The organism is Cyanobium sp. Morenito 9A2, from assembly GCF_024345575.1.
Lineage (GTDB): Bacteria > Cyanobacteriota > Cyanobacteriia > PCC-6307 > Cyanobiaceae > ATX-6F1.
Genome location: NZ_JAGQBJ010000002.1, coordinates 97,985 through 116,916 on the forward strand (window position 1 = coordinate 97,985; position 18,932 = coordinate 116,916).

Sequence of the window (18,932 nt, forward strand, 5' to 3'; positions counted from 1 at the left end):
TGAATCGATTCATGACCAGCCCATGGCTGGTGCTGGCCATTCACTCTTCTTGGGTGCTCAGCTGGAGTTCACCTCTTTGATCCGATGGCCGACAGCAAGCAAGGGGAGTTGACCCTCCTGGTGCCAGACCCTGAATCGATGCCAGTGCGGCCTGGTGCCGCCCAGGCCGCACTGGAGTGCAAAGGCATCCGCTCCACCAAGGATTTCCCTGCCGATCTAACGGCCCTGAGCCGTGAGCAGCTCGAGCACCATTACCAGGCGATGCGCAACAGCCACGCCTCGCTCACGCGCTCGAGGGCCCAGCTGCAACGCCGCTCCAGGGAGCTGACGGTGGCGCGCGAGCGGTTCCTGGAAACTCTGCGCGGTTACGAGGGTCGCATGATGGAGCTCGGCGCGGAGAAGGCGGAGGCCTTCCGCATCGCCCAGGAGATGCACCGGGAGCTGGAGGCCTTCGAGAAGAAGCAACAGGCTCTTGATGGAATCCTCGAGGAACTTGATGCCGCCAAGGAGGAAGCCGGTTACTGGAGCATCTTCAGCATCACCCGGCTGATTGAGCGCATGCGTCGCCTGCTGCGCGGTGGGGACGAGAGCTGATGGGGGAGCTGAGCGATCGCTTCGGGGAACTGATGGCGCGCATGGCCAACGGCGATGCCGAGCTGTTTCGCACCGTGGGCGACCAGAACGCCGCGATCCGTCAGTTGGTGGAGGAGGTGGCGCCAGCGGAGGCAACCGGGGCCCTGGAGGCCTCGGCACTCAATGGGGCAGCCCAATCCCTGCTGCCGCGGGACCAGTGCCAGCCAGCAGCCCTCAAGGCCCGCTTCCGCACGGCCGCGGCCGCCCATGCTCACCTGGAGGCCGCCCTGGGCCCAGCTCCCACCAAGAAGAAAACCTGGGACCACCTGAGCAGCGTGTTTGAAAGCGGTGCCTGGCCCGCACCGGCCCGTGCGCTGGCGCAATCGGGAGCAGGGCGCAGCGGCGTCAGCGAGGAGGCCCTGGCCCTGGTGGAGACACGCTTGATCAGGCGCATCGACCAGCTGGAACATCGCGTGATGGCGGCTTTAGACAAGGTGCTGCTGGGCAAGACCTGATCTGCACGAATGGCGACCCATTTGCGCTTCAACCCCGAAGGGCATTCCCGTGTCTCTGAAATCATCCTGGCTGGGCGCACGGGGTATGGGCCCTGTGATCCGCAGCGGGTGCTCGAACAGGGAGTCGTCAAGCTCTACGAAACGCACCCTGGAGGGCCCCCTTCGAGCTCAATGACACCGTGAATGGACCCTGGATCGCCACATTCACCGTGACCAGGTCTTACCGGGTTCAATGGCTCGACAAGGTGCGCACCGTCATCGAGTTTGACCCCAGCACCCTGACGACGGAGTACGTCGTCACCACACCCAAGTTCAATGTCGATGGGGTCTACTACGACAGCCCTCCGGTGACCGAGAACCCCCATTGATTGGGTGATTCCTGGCGCACGATCCCTCTCTTGCCCTTCCGGCGAAACGAAGCAGAAAGCCAGGCCTCAGCCGCTGAGCAGCTCCCGTAGGAACTGATCGCTCAAGGCCACCGCCGTGGCCCAGTGTTCCGCTTCGCTGAGCCCGGAGCTGCGGGTGGGCTTGAAGCTGTGGTCACCGCTGGGGATCCAGCGCAGTTGCACCTGCGGCGAGAGGACGTAGGTCTCCACCTCCTCGCGGCGACCGAACGTATCCCGCTCCCCCTGCAGGATCAGGGTGGACGTCTGCAAGGCGCTCAGGTGCTCGGTGCGCAGCTGCAGCGGTTTGCCGGGCGGGTGGAAGGGATAGCCCAGACAGAGGCAGCCGCGCACCCGATCGCTGGCGGCCAGCTCATCGGCCAGCAGGCTTGCCACTCGGCCGCCCATCGACTTGCCGCCGATGAACAGCGGCCGGTCCGGCTCCTCCATCTGCTCCAGCCGCACCTGCTGGCGGAACGCCTCCTGCAGCACCGGCATCCGGTCGGGTCCCTGACGCCTGCCCAGGATTCGCTGCCGGGCCATGTAAGGAAACTCGAAGCGCACCACGCGCCAGCCCCGCTGCGCCAGGCCGCTGGCGATGGCCGCCATGAACGGGCTGTCCATCGGTGCACCGGCCCCATGGGCCAGCAGCTCGGTGGCCTGCGCGGTGTCGGGGCCATCGATCAAGGGAAACGCCTCGGCTTCCACAATTAGGTACGAAAGCAACGGTTGCAGCCGTAACAGCTAGAGCCTGCTCCAGCAACCTTCCCCTTATCGCCCATGTCCGGTTATTCGATCCGGCCCATGCGGCCTGCAGATCTGCCCCAGGTGACCGAGTGGGCGCGGCGGGAAGGCTTCTGCCCTGGCCCATGCGATGTCGACGACTATCGCGACACCGATTCTGACGGCCTATGGGTGGGCTGCCTTAACGGCGAGCCTGTGGGGTGTATCGCCGGCGTCCGCTACGACGACCAATACGGCTTTATCGGCTTGTTCCTGGTCCGCCCTGAGCACCGCGGCCATGGTTACGGCGTGGCCCTCTGGGAGCGGGCCCTGGCCCACCTTGAAGGGGTGGCCTGCGTGGGACTGGAGGCGGCCGATGCGCGAATGGTGGACTACACCGGCTGGGGGTTCACCGCCGCAGGCGCAACCCTGCGCTGGCGGCGGGACACAGGTGGCCGGGGGGATCGCGACGCCGCTGCGCCCGAACCACAGGGGATCACCCTGCTGCCGGCAGCCGCCGTGCCCAAGGATGTGGTGCAGGACTATGACGCCCGCCATGAGGCCACTCCCCGGCCGCTCTTCTTGGGCCTCTGGCTGGGGGAGCCGAATCCCGGCACTGTGGTGGTAGCTCTCGACGCCCAGGGCTGCTGTCGCGGCTACGGCCGCATCCGGCCCTGCCTGCTGGATGGCCCAGAGCGGGCAGGGGGCTGGCGGCTAGGGCCGTTGATCGCTGACAGCAGCCCCATTGCGCAGGCCCTGATCGATCAGCTGGCCGCCCAGCGCAATGGCCCGGTGTTGATCGACGCTCCGGATGCCAACCTTCGCTCCGAACCGCTGCTGCGTACGTCGGGCTTCTCGGTAGTGAGCCATACGGTGCGCATGTACCGCGGTGGGCCTCCCCAGCTACCGCTGCAAGACCTCTACGGCTTGGCCTGCCTTGAGCTGGGCTGAAATGGTTGGGAACAGGAAGGATCTGGTGTCAGCCGAGTGGCCGGCGGGCAGCCATCCCTGCTGGCCCCGCAGAAGGCCTGCCCAACAGTCGCCGCCTGCGCGCCGGCCAGCTGGACTCGTACAAGCAGAGCTGCCGAACGTGCTCCACCAGCAGCTGTTCCAGGCCGGCGGCATGGGAGCGCAGCTCTGGAGTCTGAACCTGACCTCACCAGGGCATCACCTAGCCGTTGTCATGCCAGACGTTTCCAGAGTTCTCCTGGATCTGCCTATCGCAGCTGGGTCCCATCCGCCTCACGATCTCAACAACCTGCGCCAAGCTCCAAATACCAGCAGGAGTGGCATGGGCCAACAGCGCCCCCGTTACGAGCAGCAGGCCCAGGCAGGTACTCGATTGCCGTTGGAGCGGTTCGGGCCCGAGCGCCCTGGGCCAGGCCTGGAGATGAGCGAGCGGGGCCGCCTACCGGAAGAGCCACTCGGTCCGTTGTTCGAGCAGGCAGCGGCGGGCAAGCAGGGCTGACAGGCGCTGGCGCAACGCTGCAGATCCGACCATCGGCCCTCACCGCATCGCGGCCTGGCGACGATGGCAGACGACGCAGTTGGCATGCAGCCAAGAGCTACATCACCGGTCTTCCGGTAGTGATTGCCTGCTCCACGATGTCGGCTGCGCGGGCCACACCGCCGGCGCGGCCTATGTCCTGCTGCAGCCTGTGGGCGTTCTCTCGGTACGAGAGGTCGAGCCACACCTGATCAATAGCGGCCCGCAGTCGAGCCATCGAAATCCGCTTCAGGGGAACCACCGCGCCGCTGCCGGTCCAGGCCACGCGGGCGGCCACGCCTGGCTGGTCGTTGGCTATGGGGATTGCCACCATCGGCACCCCGTTGCTGAGCGATTCCAGCACCGTGTTGAGGCCGGCATGGGTGATGGTGAGGGCGGCGCGGGACAGCAACTCCAGCTGCGGCGCAAAGCCCACCACCAGGGGCGCACCGGGCAAGGGCGGCAGGGCCTCTGGCGTGCTGCCGCCGCCGAGGGCGATCACCAGCTGGGCGTCGAGGTGGCGGCAGGCCTCGGCGATGGTGGCGAACAGCCCCAGTTGTTGGTTCTGGATCGTGCCCAGGGAGGCATAGATCAGCGGCTGGCCGGTGAGCAGGTGCCAGGGGAAAGGCACCGACTCGCGGCTGGCCGTATCGCTGAGCGGGCCGACGAAGTGAAACCAGGCCGGCAGCTGGCGCCGGGGGTACTCGAAGGTGGCCGGCTGCTGGCAGATCTGGGCCAGCGGCGACCAGGCCTGGGAGCCGTCCGTCAGCATCGGCAGTCTGTTCTGGCGCCGGAAGTCCGCCACGATGTCGGTGATCGGACGGGCCAGACGGGACAGCACCCTCTGGCCAAGCCGGTTGCGCAGCTGCGCCCAGGCGGACGGGTGGTACCGCCAGCCGGTATTCACCGGCGGCACCGCCGGCTCCGGATTGAGCAAAAGGGCGCAGCTCACGCTCACAAACGGCAGATCAAGGGCGTTGGCCACGGTGGCTCCGCCAAAGGAGGTCTGATCGATCACCAGGGCCTCCACCCCCAGCCGCCGGAACGCCAACGGTGCCTCGCGCAGCACCAATGCCGTGGAGCGCCCGAAATACTCCACCGTGGTGCGGAAGGCCGCCGGGCCGCTGAGCTCGCCCATGTGGGCAAAGATCTCCCGGGTGGCGCCGGCCGGAAACTCAGCCTGGCCGATCGGCTCGAACCCCAGCCCGGCGGCCCGCACCCTGGCCTCGGCATCGGCGATGCCAACGAGGGTGACCCGATGGCCGCGCTTCATCAGCGCATGGCCCAGGGTGGTCATGGGGTGGAGATGGCCGCTGGCGGGGGGGCAGAGCAGGCCGAAATGGGTCATCGGCGCTGCCGAGTGGCAATCGATCGCAGCCTAAGAGTTCGCTGAAAAACCAGTTGCCCTCTCCGAAATGGGCACTTGCCTAGTCGTTGATGCGAGGTCACAAGGAGCGCTCCGGCTCCCTGTGTTTCTACGTCTCAATCGAGGAGTGGATTCCGACCAGCCTCCGCGAATGCGGATCCGCAAGCCGGTGATCGTGATGGGTTCTGATGGCCTTAGTCGAGGCCTAAGCCAAGAACATCCTCAGAAGCCTTCGCCATGGAGCCAGCTCTCCCGCTGCCGCACCCAGGGCCTCGTCTGGTCAATGTTCATCAGGCCAAAACCCAGTTGTCGCGCCTGATCGATGCGGCCCATGCCGGTGAGACGATCGTTCTGGCCAAGGCCGGTAAGCCCTGGGCCAGGCTGATGCCGCTGGCACCGCCACCCCCGCAGCGTGTTCCGGGTCGCCTGCGCAGCCAGGGCCCCTTGGGCGATCCCGTCGTCTTGCTGGAGCCGATGGAGGCTGATGAGCTCGCCAGCTGGGACGAGAGCTCCCTGATCTCGGCAGTCCCTCACCCGTGAGTGCTGCTGCCGGCTATCTGATCGACAGCCATGTGCTGCTCTGGTGGTGGTTCGATCCGGATCGGCTCTCCTCAGCCGTTCAGGAACGCCTCATCGACCCGGCTAATCCGATCCTGGTGAGCGCAGCATCGATGTGGGAACTCAGCCTCAAGTACCACCGCGGCAAGCTGCCTGAACTCGCTGATTCCATCGCAGATCTGCAGGGGCTGCTGCAGGCCGATCGCTTCATTGGTCTGCCGATCACAGCAGCCCATGGGCTGAGGGCCGGGGCCTACCCCCAACCTCACCGGGATCCCCACCGCTCCGCGGAAGACTGCGTCTTCGATCGCATCCTCGCCGCCCAGGCCGAATTGGAACGGCTGGTGCTGCTCACGGCCGATTCACAGCTCTCCGCCTTTCCCTGCCAAACCCTCTGGTGACCTCGCTGGGAAATTGAGTCCAGCGGCTGGAGCAGACGGTTCACGGCCGGCAGGAGTGCTTGGGCAGGCAACGCCGGGCCGAGGGGCCATCAGGGGCGAAGCGACGGTTCGAGTTATCCCGGAGAAGAAAAACCGCAGCCCAAGCAGAAGGCGGCAAGATCGGCCTACACCTTGGCCAAGAGCCGGTGCGCTCCCATGCCCTTCCGCTTCCGCCGCAGCGCCCGCTTGGGCCCCCTGCGCTTCAACTTTGCCAAATCCGGCCTCAGCTCGATCTCGCTCGGTGGCCCTGGGGCCTCCTTCAACATCCCCGTGGCGCGCTCCGGCGGCGCCCGCACCACGGTGGGGTTGCCCGGCACCGGTCTGAGCTGGAGCGTCGAGCAGGGAGGGGAGCCCAGCGGCCGGCGAGCAGCCATCCCTGCTGGCCCCGCAGAAGACCTGCCCAACAGCCGCCGCCTCCGGCCCAGCCAGCTCGATGCGCTCAAGGCGAGCTGTCTGAATGTGCTGCGCGAGCAGCTGTTCCAGCCCGGTGGCATGGGAGCGCAACTCTGGGAGCTGAACCTGGTGGGCCGCTTGTTGAACGATCCCGACATCAGTAATCGCGGCTACGGGCAGCTGGCAGTGATCGAAACCCCAGAAGCAATGGAGGCCTACCTGCTGCGGGCCCAGGGCCAGGACGATCTCAAGCGCAGGGCCAAGCGCTGCGTCGAGGCGGTTCAGGAAGCGGTCAAGCTCGTGAGCGCCAGGAGTTGGCTGCTCCAGCGGCCTTGAAGCTCGGCTGGTATTCCCCCTTGCCACCAACCTCAACAGTCCCGCAGGCCAGGTTGAAGACCAACAGAAGGCCCTTCTGCGTGGGATTATCGGATGAATGAATGACCTGCGCGAGGGCGATCTGATCGACGAAGACGAGCTGCTGGTCTACGTCAACTTGCTCAAGAACAAGCTGCTCAAATCCAGGCTCCTCCAGCAGCAAGCCGCCAGCCAGAGGAAAGAGGAGTTCAGTGAGTCTCCCGATCTTCAGAGGGAGTTGAGCATCGCGATCACGGGCGCCCTCGACACCCACACCGCCATGAGCACCGAGGCGCTGAATGAACCGGACTTTTGTTCGGAACTCAAGGTCATCCTGCTGAACATTGAAGGGCTGTGGGAGGGGTTGAAGAAGAAGGCTGAAGCCCGGGCAAAGCGAGCTGCTCGTGCTCGGAGTAAGTCGCTTGAGGACATGCGGCTGAACAACGTTCAGCTCTTGCTTGACCGAATTCCGGACCCCGATGGAGATCTGCATGACTGGTCGGAGTTCGCCCACACGATCGACGGCTACGAGGTTGCTGGGTCTTTCGAGGCGTGTGCTGCTCTCCTCAACGACAACACCGCCACAACCTTGACGGAATTGCGCTGCGCCTTGTTCTTCTTATCGCGGCAGGATCGCCATGGGGGATATTTCGACTGCACGCCCCAGGCGCGTGAGCTGCTGCGGAGAATCCAGGAGAAGGTCAAGGCCGGCGACTTGGAGTGAGCTCAAGAGGGCGACCCATGGCTTGAGCCCCTTACTCCCACTACCAGTGATGATCCTGATCAGGTATCCCCCTTGCACAGCACGTCTCTGACGGTCGCGACCAGTCGGGGAGGGCGGCGGTCAAGGGCGTCTGATCACTGAGATCAGGATCACGCTTCGGCAGAGGTTCTTGCCGAGGGTTTCATCATGATTACCCCCCCCCGCAGCAGGCGGCAGGCCTGAGATCCGGATCCCGCTGGGCCTCCTGTTGCCCGTCTCGATCGGCGACTGAACCAATACCAAACCTATCCACGATGGTCCAAGTGCTGCCAAGACTGGTTGATCCTTACCCCAGTCCGTCCTCAATCTGTCAAGGAGGTTATTAGAGCGCCATGTCAGATCGCCTTCGCAGTTGGGTTCTCAGGTTCTAAGTCCATGGCAAGAACCTTCCAGCCGATCCACTCGGCCGCCGCCTGGAGCAGCACCAGGCCAGGGAGTTCTGGACCACGGCCTACGCCTTCACCTCCAGCAGCGGCTACCTCAACAAGGCCCACGCCCAGCACCTGGAGGGCCAGCTGTTGCGCCTCGCCCAAGAGGCCAAGCGTTGCTGCCTGGAGAACGCCGTGGGTGGCCGCAGCATCTCCCTGGCCGAGATGGACCGAGCCGAGGCCGATGGCTTTCTCGAAGAGCTGCTGCTTTGCGGCCCGGTGCTGGGGCTGCGGATCTTCGAGCAGCCCTTGCGCCCGATCAACCAGAAGCGCAGCGATCTGCTCCTGCTCAAGGATCCCCAAGCCAGCGGGCAGGGTTTCGAGTCTCCAGGCGGCTTCGTTCAATTCCCCTTCCATGGCTGCAGCCCTGCTGCTCGCCCGCTCTGCCAACGGATCGGCGGCGGTGGCGGACCAACCGTGACGACGGAGTCGGGCCGTAGCACTGCACAGAAGCAGGTCCCCGGTGAAGACGTGCTCGTCTATGAGGCCTCCGATGGCCAGATGGCCGTGGAGGTGCGCCTGGAGCAGGACACCGTCTGGCTGAGCCAGGCGCAGATGGCGGCGCTGTTCGGCTGGGAGCGCTCGGTGGTCACTCGCCACGTGGGCGACGTCTTCAAGGAGAGGGAACTGCCCGAAGAAAGCAATGTTCATTTTTTGCACGTTGCAGGCTCAGGCAAGCCCGTGGGCTCCTACTGCCTCGACGGTGAAGGTCCATCTGGAGTGCTTGGGCCTGACCGCGTCCTGATCAGTTCACGTTCTTTAGGGCAGCCATCGCCCTGGCTCTGGCCAGGATCTCGGGCGTGATCCCCTCCAGGTTCAGGCTTTCACGGCTTTGTCGTTGGGCTCCCTCATCGAGTGCCTTCTGGCGTGCCATGCCCCGCTCCTTCTGCTCGGCGGTCAGTTCGGCGAGGTAACGCTTGGCGTGGATCGCCTCGCTGTGTCCCATGGCGGAGGCCTTGAGAGAGGTCGACCAGGTCGTCATCTCCCTCGCCCGGATCGCCCAGGCGTGTCGGAGGTCGTAGGCCTTGCAGCGCCCCCGCCTGGCCTTGGGCTTGGTCTTGCCCGGAACAGATCTTGGTTGGTGGCTGCCGTACAGCTTCACCGGGATCTCCCGGTCCTCCCGACCGCTGTTCTTGAGCCAGTGGGCGACGATGCGCCCCAGGTCGCTGTTGTTCCAGAACTGCAGGGTCCCATCGGCGGCTTCGGCTGCCTTGACGGGGTAGCGCTTGCGCAGTTCCTTGAGCATCTTCTGGCCGTGCAGAAGGTCATCGAGGCGGTAGCGCTTCAGCCAAGCCTCGGGCTGGGCGATGGCGAATCGGTGCCCCGTCTTGGTGGCTGAATCGCCGCCGGCTTCAAAGGCGCTGATCTGCAGGAAGGTCGGATCGGAGCACTGGCCCGGAAGCTGCTCGATGTGCCAGATCTCGGGGGGCCGCAGACCGAAGGTGGCGATCATTGCCATCACCCACCCCCGTAGGGGATCGATCTGTTGCAACTGGTCCAGCCAGGCCTGGAGTTCCTCGCTCCGGGGGATGAATCGAGGACTGGGTGCCTTCGGGCGGCCGGCGATGGCTTTCAAGTCCTCCAGCTTCCGGCGAAGTTCTGGCGTGGCGATCGAGATTCCCTTCTTGGCCAGGTAGTTGACCATCTGGATCGTGCCGTAGAAGACGCTGGTGTTGAAGGCTCGCGGGACCAGGGGCTGGCTGGAATCGGTGCGGTGCGCCAGCAGCGACGCGGGGGTGTACAGGCAGAACTGCTCCAGCTGCTCAGCCCTTGCTTCTTGGTCGTCACTGAAGGCGACACCGAAGTAGCCCTTGTCACAGAAGCAACTGAAAGGGTTCCGGTCTCGGGCTTTCGGTCCCCCAGGTGCGATGTCTTCCTTGATCACACGGCGGATCTCACCCCAGCTCAGGCCACGGCTGGAGACGCCGCCCTTGGTTGAGCCATCGAGTTGACTCCAGTCGAGACCTGGGCCACCTCGCTTGAGGTCCTTGCTGGCCGCCAGCAGGATCCCTGCCAGAGCTTCCACGGCTTCGTCGTCGTCTGCCTGGTAGGCCTTGGCAGAGAGCGTCCGTCCGTCTCTCTTCGTCTCGTAGACGGTCAGATACGGGCTGCCCTGGCGTTCACGCAGCCGGTAGCGGCAGCCCGCCAGGCGGAGACGCTGAATCGCCTGCTCGACCGCCCTCCGCCCGTACACCGACCGCCCGTCGCACCTGCCCCAGTCTGCCAGGAATGTTTGTCACTCAGTGACAGAAAAGTGCGTCAACTGGTCACAACCTGCACCAACTCGCACAAGTTGAGCCGGCTGGTGGATGACTGAGAAAGCCTGTTGGAGAATGGAGTTTGCCCCACATCTCTTGGCCTGCTTGAGATGGGTCGCCTGAGATTCGAACTCAGGACCAATCGGTTAAAAGCCGAGTGCTCTACCGCTGAGCTAGCGACCCGCCCGGATGGGCACGAAGGGAACGTATCACAGGGCGGTGGCGCCATCGGGTGAGCGCTTTTGGGCCAACCATGGCCCTGTCCCAGGAGACCTGCGGAGATCCGTAACCGGGTCCGCCGTTTGAGGAATGGCCAGCGATGCTCCCGTGATGCTGCAGCATCGAAACCGTTCATGGCCAGAACCTCCTCTCCAAGATGGTGGAGGCCTCCCCCAGGGCAACCACCGCTTCAGTCGGCCATCAGCCCCAGGGCGGCCTTCGTGAACCGCCCGGCAGCTGAGGCCAAGCGCATGAAGAAAGCCGCCGCCTCGACCGCTGAACAGGTGACCCGTGCAGGCGTTCTTATCGGCAAGGCACCAAGGGGAGAATGGGGCCTCTGCCCCCGACCCATGGCCACCCCGCCCTGGCCCCAACCCACCCTTCACCCCGACGCCTGGGTGGCCCCCAGCGCTGTTGTGGTGGGCGATGTGACCTTGGAGGCGGGGGCGAGCCTCTGGCCGCTGGCCGTGGCCCGTGGCGACGTCTGCTCGATCCATGTGGGCGCCTTCAGCAACATCCAGGACGGAGCCGTGCTCCATGGCGATCCCGGTCAACCTGTGCGCATCGGCGCCGAGGTGACCGTGGGCCACCGGGCCGTGGTGCACGGAGCCACGTTGGGGGATGGCTGCCTGGTGGGGATCGGCGCCGTGGTGCTGGGCGGGGTGACGGTGGGTGAGGGGGCCCTGGTGGCCGCAGGCGCCGTGGTCACACGCGATGTGCCGCCCCGCACCCTGGTGGCGGGGGTGCCGGCCCTGCCCCGGCGGGAGATCAGCCCCGCCGCTGCCGCCGAGCAGCGGGCCCACGCCCGCCGCTACGCCGTGCTCGCCCAGGCCCATGCCGGCCGCAGCGCCTTCACGGGTTTCGAGAACGGCTGAAGAATCCTTTTCGGTCCACTGCCGATTGCTGCGTTTTCGATCAACGCTGCCCCCGGACCCTGGCCGGGTCCGGATGTTCCCTAGGATCAGCCGACGCTGAACTTGAACGCCATGGATGCTCGGCTGCTGCTGGTTGCTGCCCCGATCCTGCTCGCCGTGGGTTGGGCTGCCTTCAACATCGGCCGTGCTGCCTTGGGCCAGGTGCAACTGCTGCTCAAGCGCTCCCGGGCCTGAGGGCTTGCGTGACCGAAACGGTCTGGGTGGTCGGCGCTGGCTTGGCCGGCACAGAAGCGGCCTGGCAGATCGCTGAGGCTGGGGTTCCCGTTCGGCTCATCGAGATGCGGCCCCTCCGCCGCTCCCCTGCCCACCACAGCCCCCATTTTGCTGAGCTGGTCTGCAGCAACAGCTTCGGGGCCCTTTCCAGTGATCGGGCCGCGGGCTTGCTGCAGGAGGAACTGCGTCGCCTGGGATCGGTGGTGATCGCCACGGCCGACCGCCATGCGGTGCCCGCCGGCGGGGCCCTGGCGGTGGATAGGGGTCGTTTCAGCGAGGCGCTCACGGAGGCCTGTGAGCGCCATCCCTTGATCAGCGTGGAGCGGCGCGAGCTCACCGAGCTGCCTCCGCCTGGCGATTTGGCGGTGCTGGCCACCGGACCGCTCACCAGTGATCCCCTGGCCGAGCAGCTGCGGGCCTTCACCGGCCGCGCCGACTGCCACTTCTTCGATGCCGCCAGCCCGATCATCGACGGCGAGAGCATCGATCTGGAGAAGGCCTTTCGCGCCAGCCGTTACGACAAGGGCGACGCCGATTACATCAACTGCCCACTGGACCGCGAGCAGTACGCGGCCTTTCGCGAGGCGCTGCTGGAGGCCGAGCAGGCCGAACTCAAGGACTTCGAGCGCGACAGCGCCACGTTCTTCGAGGGCTGCCTGCCGATCGAGGAGCTGGCCCGCCGCGGCGAGGACACCATGCGCTACGGGCCGCTCAAGCCGATCGGCCTCTGGGATCCCCGCTGGGGTGATCTGCACGATCGGGACGTGCGCCGTGCCAAGCGCGCCCATGCCGTGGTGCAGCTGCGCCAGGAGGACAAGGGCGGCCAGCTCTGGAACCTGGTGGGCTTCCAGACCAATCTCAAGTGGGGCGAGCAGAAGCGGGTGCTGCGCCTGATTCCGGGGCTGGAGCACGCCGAATTCGTGCGCTTCGGGGTGATGCACCGCAACACCTTTCTGGAATCTCCCCAGCTGCTGGAGCCCAGCCTGCAGTTCCGCCGCCGCCCCACCCTGCTGGCGGCCGGGCAGCTCACGGGCACTGAGGGCTACGCCGCCGCCGTGGCCGGGGGCTGGCTGGCGGGCACCAATGCGGCCCGGCTGGTGCGGGGCCAGGAGCCCCTGGTATTGCCTCCCACCACCATGGCCGGCGCCCTGTTCGGCTTCATCAGTTCGGCCCCCTCCGGTCGCTTCCAGCCCATGCCCCCCAACTTCGGCCTGATGCCCGAGCTGAGCGAGCGCGTCCGCGAGAAGCGCGCCCGCTACGGGGCCTACCGCGACCGCTCCCTGGCGGATCTGGCGCCGTTCACCGCCGCGGCCGCCGAGCCCAACCTGCTGGTTGCCTAGCGTCGGCCGATCGCTTGCCGCGCCCTCTCCGGTGACCCTCGCCCCCAGCTCAATCGCCACCGGCCTCAACCCTGAGGCCTCTACGGAACCCTGGGATGTGGTCGTGATCGGCTCAGGCTTCGGTGGCCTGGTGACCGCCACCCAGCTGGCCGCCAAGGGGGCGAAGGTGCTGGTGCTGGAGCGATACCTGATCCCCGGAGGCAGCGGCGGCAGTTTCGAGCGCGAGGGCTACACCTTCGATGTGGGCGCCTCGATGATCTTCGGCTTCGGCGAAACGGGTCACACCAACCTGCTCACCCGGGCCCTGGCCGCCGTGGGCGAACACCAGCCCACCATCCCCGACCCCAGCCAGCTCGAATACCACCTGCCCGGTGGGCTCACCGTTGCCGTCGATCGCGACTACGCGACCTTCATCGAAACGCTCACGGCCCGCTTTTCCCACGAGGCCCGGGGCATCCGCGCCTTCTACGACACCTGCTGGAGGGTGTTCCGCTGCCTCGATGCGATGCCGCTGCTGTCGCTGGAGGATCCGGCCTACCTGGCCAAGGTTTTTTTCAAGGCGCCGTTGGCCTGCCTGGGGCTGGCCCGCTGGCTGCCGGTGAACGTGGGCGCCGTGGCCCGGCGCCACATCCGCGACCCCGAACTGCTGCGCTTCATCGACATCGAGTGCTACTGCTGGTCGGTGGTGCCCGCCGATCGCACGCCGATGATCAATGCCGGCATGGTGTTCAGCGATCGCCATGCCGGCGGCATCAACTACCCCAGGGGAGGCGTTGGTTCGATCGCCCGGCGGCTGGTGCACGGCCTGGAGCGCCATGGTGGCGCGATTCGCTACAAGGCCCGGGTGACACGGGTGCTGCTGGAGGAGGGGCGCGCCGTTGGCGTCGAGCTGGCAGGTGGAGAGTGCCTCCGCGCTCGGCGGGTGGTCTCCAATGCCACCCGCTGGGACACCTTCGGATCGCTGGTGGATGAGGCGCACACCCCGCGCTCTGAGCGCACCTGGCGCCAGCGCTACGAGGAATCGCCGTCGTTCCTGAGCCTGCACCTGGGGGTGAACGCAGGGGTGATCCCCGCCGGCAGCCACTGCCACCACCTGCTGCTGGAGCGCTGGGAGGACATGGAGGCGGAGCAGGGCACGGCTTTTGTCTCGATCCCCACCTTGCTGGATCCGGAGCTGGCCCCCGCCGGCCAGCACATCGTGCACAGCTTCACCCCCAGTTCGATGGCCACCTGGGAGGGACTGCCCCCTCCCGATTACCGCCGGGCCAAGGAGGCGGCCGCCCAGCGACTGATCGCTCGCCTGGAGACTGTGTTTCCGGGGCTGGGGGCCGCCATCACCCTCCAGGAGATCGGCACCCCACGCAGCCACCGCCGTTTCCTCGGCCGCCACCGGGGCAGCTACGGCCCCGTCCCCCGCGGTCAACTGCCGGGCCTGCTGCCGATGCCCTTCAACCGCACCGCCATTCCTGGCCTCTACTGCGTGGGCGATTCCTGCTTCCCCGGCCAGGGCCTCAATGCTGTGGCCTTCAGTGGCTTCGCCTGCGCCCATCGTCTCGGCGCCGACCTGGGCCTCAACCCCTGGGCGCTGCCCGACTGAGCAGAGGCCGGATTGAGCACGGACCGGATGAGGCGCTCAGTGGTGGAAGCCCTGGGTCACCTCCGGGAGCTTGGGCATAGGGGAGGGGAGGCTCTCGAACCACTCCACCGCCCGCTCGATGTCTTCAAGCAGCTGGTCGGCCATGTCGCGGCTGAAACCCGCCCGCACCACGAAGCGCAGCACGGTGATGTGCTGGCAGTCGGCGGGCAGGGTGTAGGCCGGCACGAGCCAGCCCCGCTCGCGCAGCTTGTCTGAGAGCTGAAACAGATCCCAGTGGCTCGCGCTGGGATCCAGCTCCACGGCGAACACCGGCAGCTGGCCGAGCGGATGGCTCGCCAGCCGCAGCGCCGGCAGGGCCGCCAGGCCATCGGCCAGGTGACAGGCGATCGCCTCCAGGGTGGCCATGCGTCTGGCATAGCCCTCGTGCCCCAGCTGCAGGAAGTTGAAGTACTGGCCCACCACCTGGGCCCCCGGGCGCGAGAAGTTCATGCCGATCGTCGGCATCTCGCCCCCGAGATAGTTGACATTGAAACGCAGCTCCTCGGGCAGGGCCGCGCCATCACGCCAGAGCACCCAGCCCACCCCCGGCAGAACGCCGCCGTACTTGTGGCCGCTGGCATTGATCGAGAGCACGCGCGGCAGGCGGAAATCCCAGGCCAGACCGGGCGAGTTGAAGGGGGCAACGAAGCCCCCTGAGGCGGCGTCGATGTGCATCGGAATGTCGAGGCCGCTGCGCGCCTGCAGGTCATCGAGGGCCTGGTGGATCGCCTCGATCGGTTCATAGCTGCCATCGAAGGTGCTGCCGAGAATGCCGACCACGCCGATGGTGTTCTCGTCACAGGCGGCCACCGCCTGCTCAGCCCCCAGCTGCAGGCGCTCAGGCGTGATCGGCACCTCCCGCGCCTCCACATCGAAGTAGGTGCAGAACTTGTGCCAGCACACCTGGGTGTTGCTGCCCATGACCAGGTTGGGGCGTTCGCTACCCAGGCCGGCGGCCCTGCGCCTGTCGCGCCAGCGCCGCTTCAGCACCAGTCCACCCAGCATGCAGCCTTCGCTGGAGCCGGTGGTGGAGGTCCCCAGGGCGTCCTCCGGATTCGGGGCGTTCCAGAGGTCGGCGAGGATGCGCAGGCAGCGCTCCTCGAGCTCGGCGGTTTCGGGATATTCGTCCTTGTCGATGATGTTCTTGTCGGCGCATTCCTCCATCAACCGCCGCGCCTGGGGCTCCATCCAGGTGCCCACAAAGGTGGCCAAGTTGAGCCGGGCATTGCCATCGAGCATCAGGTGGTCGTGGATCAACGCGTAGGCCATCTCGGCCCCCAGGCCCTGGCTCGCCAGCCGGTCGCGGGGGATCTCGTCGGGCAGGTTGGCGGCTGAGAGGCGGGCACTGAGACCGGCGTTCATGCCCAGGGCGGCGGAGCGGTGGCGGGGGGGCATGGGCGCAAGGCAGACGAACCATTCAAGGCCAGTTCTTCGACCCCGTCGGTGTTGGCACCCAAGCGGGTCTGAGACGACACTGGAGCGGCATGGCCCACGGGGGTTCGTGTTTCGATCCCGCCCAAGCGTTCACGTGCTCCACCTGTGACGAACTCCTCCGATCGGCGCCCCCTGGCGCCTTACCGCCTGCACAGTTTTGTGCATCCCCAGCCCCCCGCCCCGGGCACAGGTCTGCGCCTGGGCCTCTGGCAGGGCGAGGGCACGGCGGGGACCGCCGAGGCGGTGGAGGACAACCTGCTGCGGCTCGAGCAGGTGGCCGCCATCGCCGCGGGCCAGGGCGTCCAGCTGCTGGCCTTCCCGGAGCTCTACCTCAGTGGCTACATCGTCACCCCGGCGATCGCCCGGACCCTGGCCGAACCCAGCGATGGTCCCAGCCTCCAGCGCGTCGCCGCCATCGCCCGGCGCCATGGCCTGGCCCTGGCCGTGCCCTACCCGGAGCGGGCCCGGGTGGCGGGCGAGGAGCGCTTCTACGACGCCATCGCCCTGGTCGATGGGGAGGGCACCTTGCTGCGCAGCTACCGCAAGACCCATCTCTGGGGACCCGATGAGAAGCGTTGCTGGAGCCCCGGCTACGTCCATGCCGAGGAGGGTCCCGCCTTCACGGTCCAGAGCGTCAACGGCTTCCCCCTGGGGTTGCTCAATTGCTATGAGGCGGAGTTTCCCGAGCTCAGCCGTCGCCTGGCGCTCGAAGGGGCCAAATTGGTGCTCATTCCCACCGCCGCCGACAGCTTTGCGCTACTCAGCCATGGCGAGCGCACCGACCGTCCGTACCCGGACGTGTCCAGGACTCTGATCCCGGCCCACGCCCTCCACAACAACTGCTTCGTGGCCTATGCCAACCGCTGCGGCCAGGAAACCGTGAACGGCAAGGTGATGGCGGGCTACCTGGGCAACAGCGTGATCGTGGGCCCCCATGGCGATCTGCTGGCGGCGGCGCGGAGCGAACCCACCCTCTTGATCGCTGATTGCCTGCCCAGCGACTACGGGCCCACCCACCCGACGGGCACCAGCTACCTGGCCGACCGGCGCCCTGAGCTCTATTGACCGCCGCTGGGGCCTGCTTGCTCTGGTTCGGGTTTCCGGGCCCGGGCCTGCCACGCCCTGACGGCGTGCTCCATAGGGTTGAGCTCCAACGTTCACGGTTCAGGTGATGGGCGCTTCCCCGCTTCCGAGTTCCGCAGATCTGGCTCTCTACCTGGAGCAGCGGGGCGAGCTGGGTAAGCCCTGGATGTGGCACCTGCTGCGCCAGGCCAAGTTGCGGGAAGCCAAAGCCACGATGGATCCGGAGCAGATGATGGAGTCGATCCAAGATGCCCACGCCGACCTGATGCGCCTGGGGGAGTTCTGGAAGGGGCGCGAGGCGGAGGTGTTCGGTGGGCGCTACGCCCCGAGCACCGTGATTGAACCCCTGCCCGGCTCCCCCGATGACCGATGAGCTCTGAGGCCTCCACCCATCCGATGGCCCCCTTGATCCGCTTCACCCTGCTCGCTCTCTATGGAGCGTTGGTGCTGCCCCTGCCTCTGCTGGCGCCGGATGAACTCCGTGCCTTGATGCTCGTGGCCGTGCCCCTCGGTTGTCTGGCGGTGGTGGCGATCACGAGCGAACGGGTGCGGCTCGAATCCACTGGGATCTCCGTGGGCCACCCTCCCTGGTGCGCCTGGCTCCTGCGCCGGGGCTGGCAGTTGGAGTGGGATCAGATCGTGGCCCTGGTGCCGGTGGCCACGAGTCAGGGGGGCCGAGTTTTTTACCTCCGCAGCCGGGACGGTTCCGCGTACCTCCTTCCCCAGCGCCTTGCTCGCTTCGAGGACTTTCTGGCGCGGCTGCAGGCCGAAACGGGCCTTGATCTGTCGACTGTGGGACGGCTGACACCCCCCTGGACCTACCAGCTCCTGGGGGTGCTCAGTGGTTTGGTGCTGCTCGGCGAATGGGTGGCGTTGATGGTCGTGGGTCAGGGCGGCTGGCCAGCTCGGCTGTTGCCGCTCGGCTGAGCAAGGGGTATGGGCACGAGGGGCGCGTCTGCCTCCGGCAGGGTTTCCAGGCTGAAGCGGTAGCCCTGTTGGCGCACGGTTTCAATGCCGCCCCCCTCCCCCAATCCCGCCTGCTCCAGTTTGCGCCGCAGGGTGAGCACCTGGGTGTCGACCGACCGTGGCCCACCGCTGAAGGGGGGCCAGGCCATGCGCAGCAGTTCCTGGCGGCTGCGCACCACCCCGGGGGGCATCAACAGGGCACAGAGCAGGGCGAATTCCCGCGGGCTGAGTTCCACCGGCTCCTGCCGCAGGGTGACCTGGCGCAACAACACGTGCACCTCCAGGGGGCCCACGCAAACCCGTTCCTGCAGGCCGCTGCCATTGCGGCGCAAGAGATTGCGGCAGCGGGCCGCCAGTTCCTCTAGGCCGAAGGGCTTGCGCAACACATCGTCGGCGCCGGCATCAAGCAAGGCGACGATCGGCTCGGCGCCGGAGCGGGCCGTAAGCACCATCACAGGGCAGCGCAGCTGGGCGGCCAGGCGCATGGCCGAGCTCTCCTCCAGCAACTCGGCGCTCACCAGCAGATCGGGGGTGAGCTCCTCACAGAGCTGCAGGGCCTCGATGGAGCTGGCCACGGCGGCGGTGAGGTGGCCGTCCTGGCGGAGCCGCTGGGCCAGCACTGTGCGCAAGGTGGGGTGGGGGTCGACCACGAGCACCCGCTTGAGATTGGGATCAGCGAAGGCAGCCTCCTTCAGCCCGGCACCATCGCCGCCCGGCGAGGGAACCTGGTTTGAATTCGGTGGGAGTTCCACACGCACGATCCAGCCTTTTACCTACGCTATCGACAAAGCGGGGGAGAGCACCGGTTGCGGGCGATGCCTTTCGATCTGTCCCCCCTTCCCTTCCCGAGCCGCCAGCATCACCTT

Annotated in this window: 22 protein-coding genes and 1 tRNA gene; 17 read left to right on the forward strand and 6 right to left on the reverse strand. The window is 66.8% G+C overall.

The window, feature by feature from the left end; translation table 11 throughout:
* Positions 1–84 precede the first annotated feature (84 nt).
* From KBY88_RS03985 to KBY88_RS03995, 3 genes are all read left to right on the forward strand, one after another.
* Entirely contained in the window at positions 85–594 is a 510-nt protein-coding gene (locus tag KBY88_RS03985) for a hypothetical protein (RefSeq protein ID WP_254938618.1), read from the forward strand.
* Entirely contained in the window at positions 594–1,088 is a 495-nt protein-coding gene (locus KBY88_RS03990) for a hypothetical protein (RefSeq protein WP_254938619.1), read from the forward strand. Before KBY88_RS03985 ends, KBY88_RS03990 begins: the two co-directional genes overlap by 1 nt.
* A 209-nt stretch (positions 1,089–1,297) precedes the next feature.
* Positions 1,298–1,456, forward strand: a complete 159-nt coding sequence (locus KBY88_RS03995; RefSeq protein WP_254938620.1) for a hypothetical protein — start codon at positions 1,298–1,300, stop codon at positions 1,454–1,456.
* 66 nt (positions 1,457–1,522) lie between these two features.
* Here the strand turns inward: KBY88_RS03995 and KBY88_RS04000 are convergent, their stop codons facing one another.
* Positions 1,523–2,197 carry an alpha/beta family hydrolase gene (locus KBY88_RS04000; protein WP_254938621.1) on the reverse strand — a complete coding sequence of 225 codons (675 nt, stop codon included), beginning with the start codon at positions 2,195–2,197 and terminating at the stop codon, positions 1,523–1,525.
* Between the two features lie 78 nt (positions 2,198–2,275).
* Here KBY88_RS04000 and KBY88_RS04005 point away from each other — a divergent pair, with 78 nt between their 5' ends.
* Positions 2,276–3,145, forward strand: coding sequence for a GNAT family N-acetyltransferase (locus KBY88_RS04005; protein WP_396102493.1), 870 nt, complete (start codon positions 2,276–2,278; stop codon positions 3,143–3,145).
* A 340-nt stretch (positions 3,146–3,485) separates the two neighbouring features.
* A complete protein-coding gene (locus KBY88_RS04010) occupies positions 3,486–3,662 on the forward strand; it encodes a hypothetical protein (protein ID WP_254938623.1) in 177 nt (58 codons plus the stop codon).
* A 97-nt stretch (positions 3,663–3,759) separates the two neighbouring features.
* Here the strand turns inward: KBY88_RS04010 and KBY88_RS04015 are convergent, their stop codons facing one another.
* The gene (locus KBY88_RS04015) at positions 3,760–5,028 is read right to left on the reverse strand and encodes a glycosyltransferase (RefSeq protein WP_254938624.1); all 1,269 of its coding nucleotides are present in this window, start codon (positions 5,026–5,028) and stop codon (positions 3,760–3,762) included.
* Positions 5,029–5,283: 255 nt separating this feature from the next.
* Between KBY88_RS04015 and KBY88_RS04020 the strand changes: the two genes are divergently transcribed.
* From KBY88_RS04020 to KBY88_RS04040, 5 genes are all read left to right on the forward strand, one after another.
* Positions 5,284–5,586: a type II toxin-antitoxin system Phd/YefM family antitoxin gene (locus tag KBY88_RS04020; RefSeq protein WP_254938625.1), complete on the forward strand. Its 303-nt coding sequence runs from the start codon at positions 5,284–5,286 to the stop codon at positions 5,584–5,586.
* The gene (locus KBY88_RS04025) at positions 5,583–6,005 is read left to right on the forward strand and encodes a type II toxin-antitoxin system VapC family toxin (RefSeq protein ID WP_254938626.1); all 423 of its coding nucleotides are present in this window, start codon (positions 5,583–5,585) and stop codon (positions 6,003–6,005) included. The genes KBY88_RS04020 and KBY88_RS04025 overlap by 4 nt, the downstream gene beginning before the upstream one ends.
* 195 nt (positions 6,006–6,200) lie before the next feature.
* A complete protein-coding gene (locus KBY88_RS04030) occupies positions 6,201–6,773 on the forward strand; it encodes a DUF4236 domain-containing protein (RefSeq protein WP_254938627.1) in 573 nt (190 codons plus the stop codon).
* A 97-nt stretch (positions 6,774–6,870) separates the two neighbouring features.
* Positions 6,871–7,515 (forward strand): hypothetical protein, encoded by a 645-nt coding sequence (locus KBY88_RS04035; RefSeq protein ID WP_254938628.1) that lies wholly within the window; start codon positions 6,871–6,873, stop codon positions 7,513–7,515.
* Positions 7,516–8,072: 557 nt separating this feature from the next.
* Positions 8,073–8,786 carry a virulence RhuM family protein gene (locus tag KBY88_RS04040; protein WP_254938629.1) on the forward strand — a complete coding sequence of 238 codons (714 nt, stop codon included), beginning with the start codon at positions 8,073–8,075 and terminating at the stop codon, positions 8,784–8,786.
* Here KBY88_RS04040 and KBY88_RS04045 read toward each other — a convergent pair.
* Together KBY88_RS04045 and KBY88_RS04050 are read right to left on the reverse strand one after the other, a co-directional pair.
* Positions 8,728–10,176 carry a site-specific integrase gene (locus tag KBY88_RS04045; RefSeq protein WP_254938630.1) on the reverse strand — a complete coding sequence of 483 codons (1,449 nt, stop codon included), beginning with the start codon at positions 10,174–10,176 and terminating at the stop codon, positions 8,728–8,730. The genes KBY88_RS04040 and KBY88_RS04045 overlap by 59 nt on opposite strands.
* A gap of 175 nt (positions 10,177–10,351) precedes the next feature.
* Positions 10,352–10,423: transfer RNA gene (locus KBY88_RS04050), tRNA-Lys, on the reverse strand.
* 386 nt (positions 10,424–10,809) lie between these two features.
* Between KBY88_RS04050 and KBY88_RS04055 the strand changes: the two genes are divergently transcribed.
* The 4 genes from KBY88_RS04055 (at position 10,810) to crtH (ending at position 14,544) form a co-directional block, all read left to right on the forward strand.
* Positions 10,810–11,334: a gamma carbonic anhydrase family protein gene (locus tag KBY88_RS04055; RefSeq protein WP_254938631.1), complete on the forward strand. Its 525-nt coding sequence runs from the start codon at positions 10,810–10,812 to the stop codon at positions 11,332–11,334.
* A gap of 111 nt (positions 11,335–11,445) precedes the next feature.
* The gene (locus KBY88_RS04060; RefSeq protein WP_254938632.1) at positions 11,446–11,568 is read left to right on the forward strand and encodes a photosystem II protein Y; all 123 of its coding nucleotides are present in this window, start codon (positions 11,446–11,448) and stop codon (positions 11,566–11,568) included.
* An 8-nt stretch (positions 11,569–11,576) separates the two neighbouring features.
* Positions 11,577–12,947: an FADH(2)-oxidizing methylenetetrahydrofolate--tRNA-(uracil(54)-C(5))-methyltransferase TrmFO gene (trmFO, locus tag KBY88_RS04065; protein WP_254938633.1), complete on the forward strand. Its 1,371-nt coding sequence runs from the start codon at positions 11,577–11,579 to the stop codon at positions 12,945–12,947.
* A gap of 31 nt (positions 12,948–12,978) precedes the next feature.
* Complete coding sequence (gene crtH, locus KBY88_RS04070; protein ID WP_254938634.1) at positions 12,979–14,544, forward strand: carotenoid isomerase; 1,566 nt, start codon at positions 12,979–12,981, stop codon at positions 14,542–14,544.
* A 36-nt stretch (positions 14,545–14,580) separates the two neighbouring features.
* Here crtH and gad read toward each other — a convergent pair whose 3' ends face one another.
* Positions 14,581–15,978, reverse strand: a complete 1,398-nt coding sequence (gene gad, locus KBY88_RS04075; RefSeq protein WP_254938635.1) for a glutamate decarboxylase — start codon at positions 15,976–15,978, stop codon at positions 14,581–14,583.
* Positions 15,979–16,122: 144 nt separating this feature from the next.
* On the opposite strand from gad, the gene KBY88_RS04080 reads away from it, so the two are divergent.
* The 3 genes from KBY88_RS04080 to KBY88_RS04090 all read left to right on the forward strand — a co-directional run bounded on the left by KBY88_RS04080 (position 16,123) and on the right by KBY88_RS04090 (position 18,027).
* Positions 16,123–17,082 carry a carbon-nitrogen hydrolase family protein gene (locus KBY88_RS04080; protein ID WP_254938636.1) on the forward strand — a complete coding sequence of 320 codons (960 nt, stop codon included), beginning with the start codon at positions 16,123–16,125 and terminating at the stop codon, positions 17,080–17,082.
* Positions 17,083–17,188: 106 nt separating this feature from the next.
* A complete protein-coding gene (locus tag KBY88_RS04085; protein ID WP_254938637.1) occupies positions 17,189–17,473 on the forward strand; it encodes a hypothetical protein in 285 nt (94 codons plus the stop codon).
* Positions 17,470–18,027: a hypothetical protein gene (locus KBY88_RS04090; protein WP_254938638.1), complete on the forward strand. Its 558-nt coding sequence runs from the start codon at positions 17,470–17,472 to the stop codon at positions 18,025–18,027. The genes KBY88_RS04085 and KBY88_RS04090 overlap by 4 nt, the downstream gene beginning before the upstream one ends.
* Here KBY88_RS04090 and KBY88_RS04095 read toward each other — a convergent pair.
* A complete protein-coding gene (locus KBY88_RS04095; RefSeq protein WP_254938824.1) occupies positions 17,988–18,761 on the reverse strand; it encodes a response regulator transcription factor in 774 nt (257 codons plus the stop codon). The two genes, KBY88_RS04090 and KBY88_RS04095, sit on opposite strands and share 40 nt — an antisense overlap.
* Positions 18,762–18,932 lie beyond the last annotated feature (171 nt).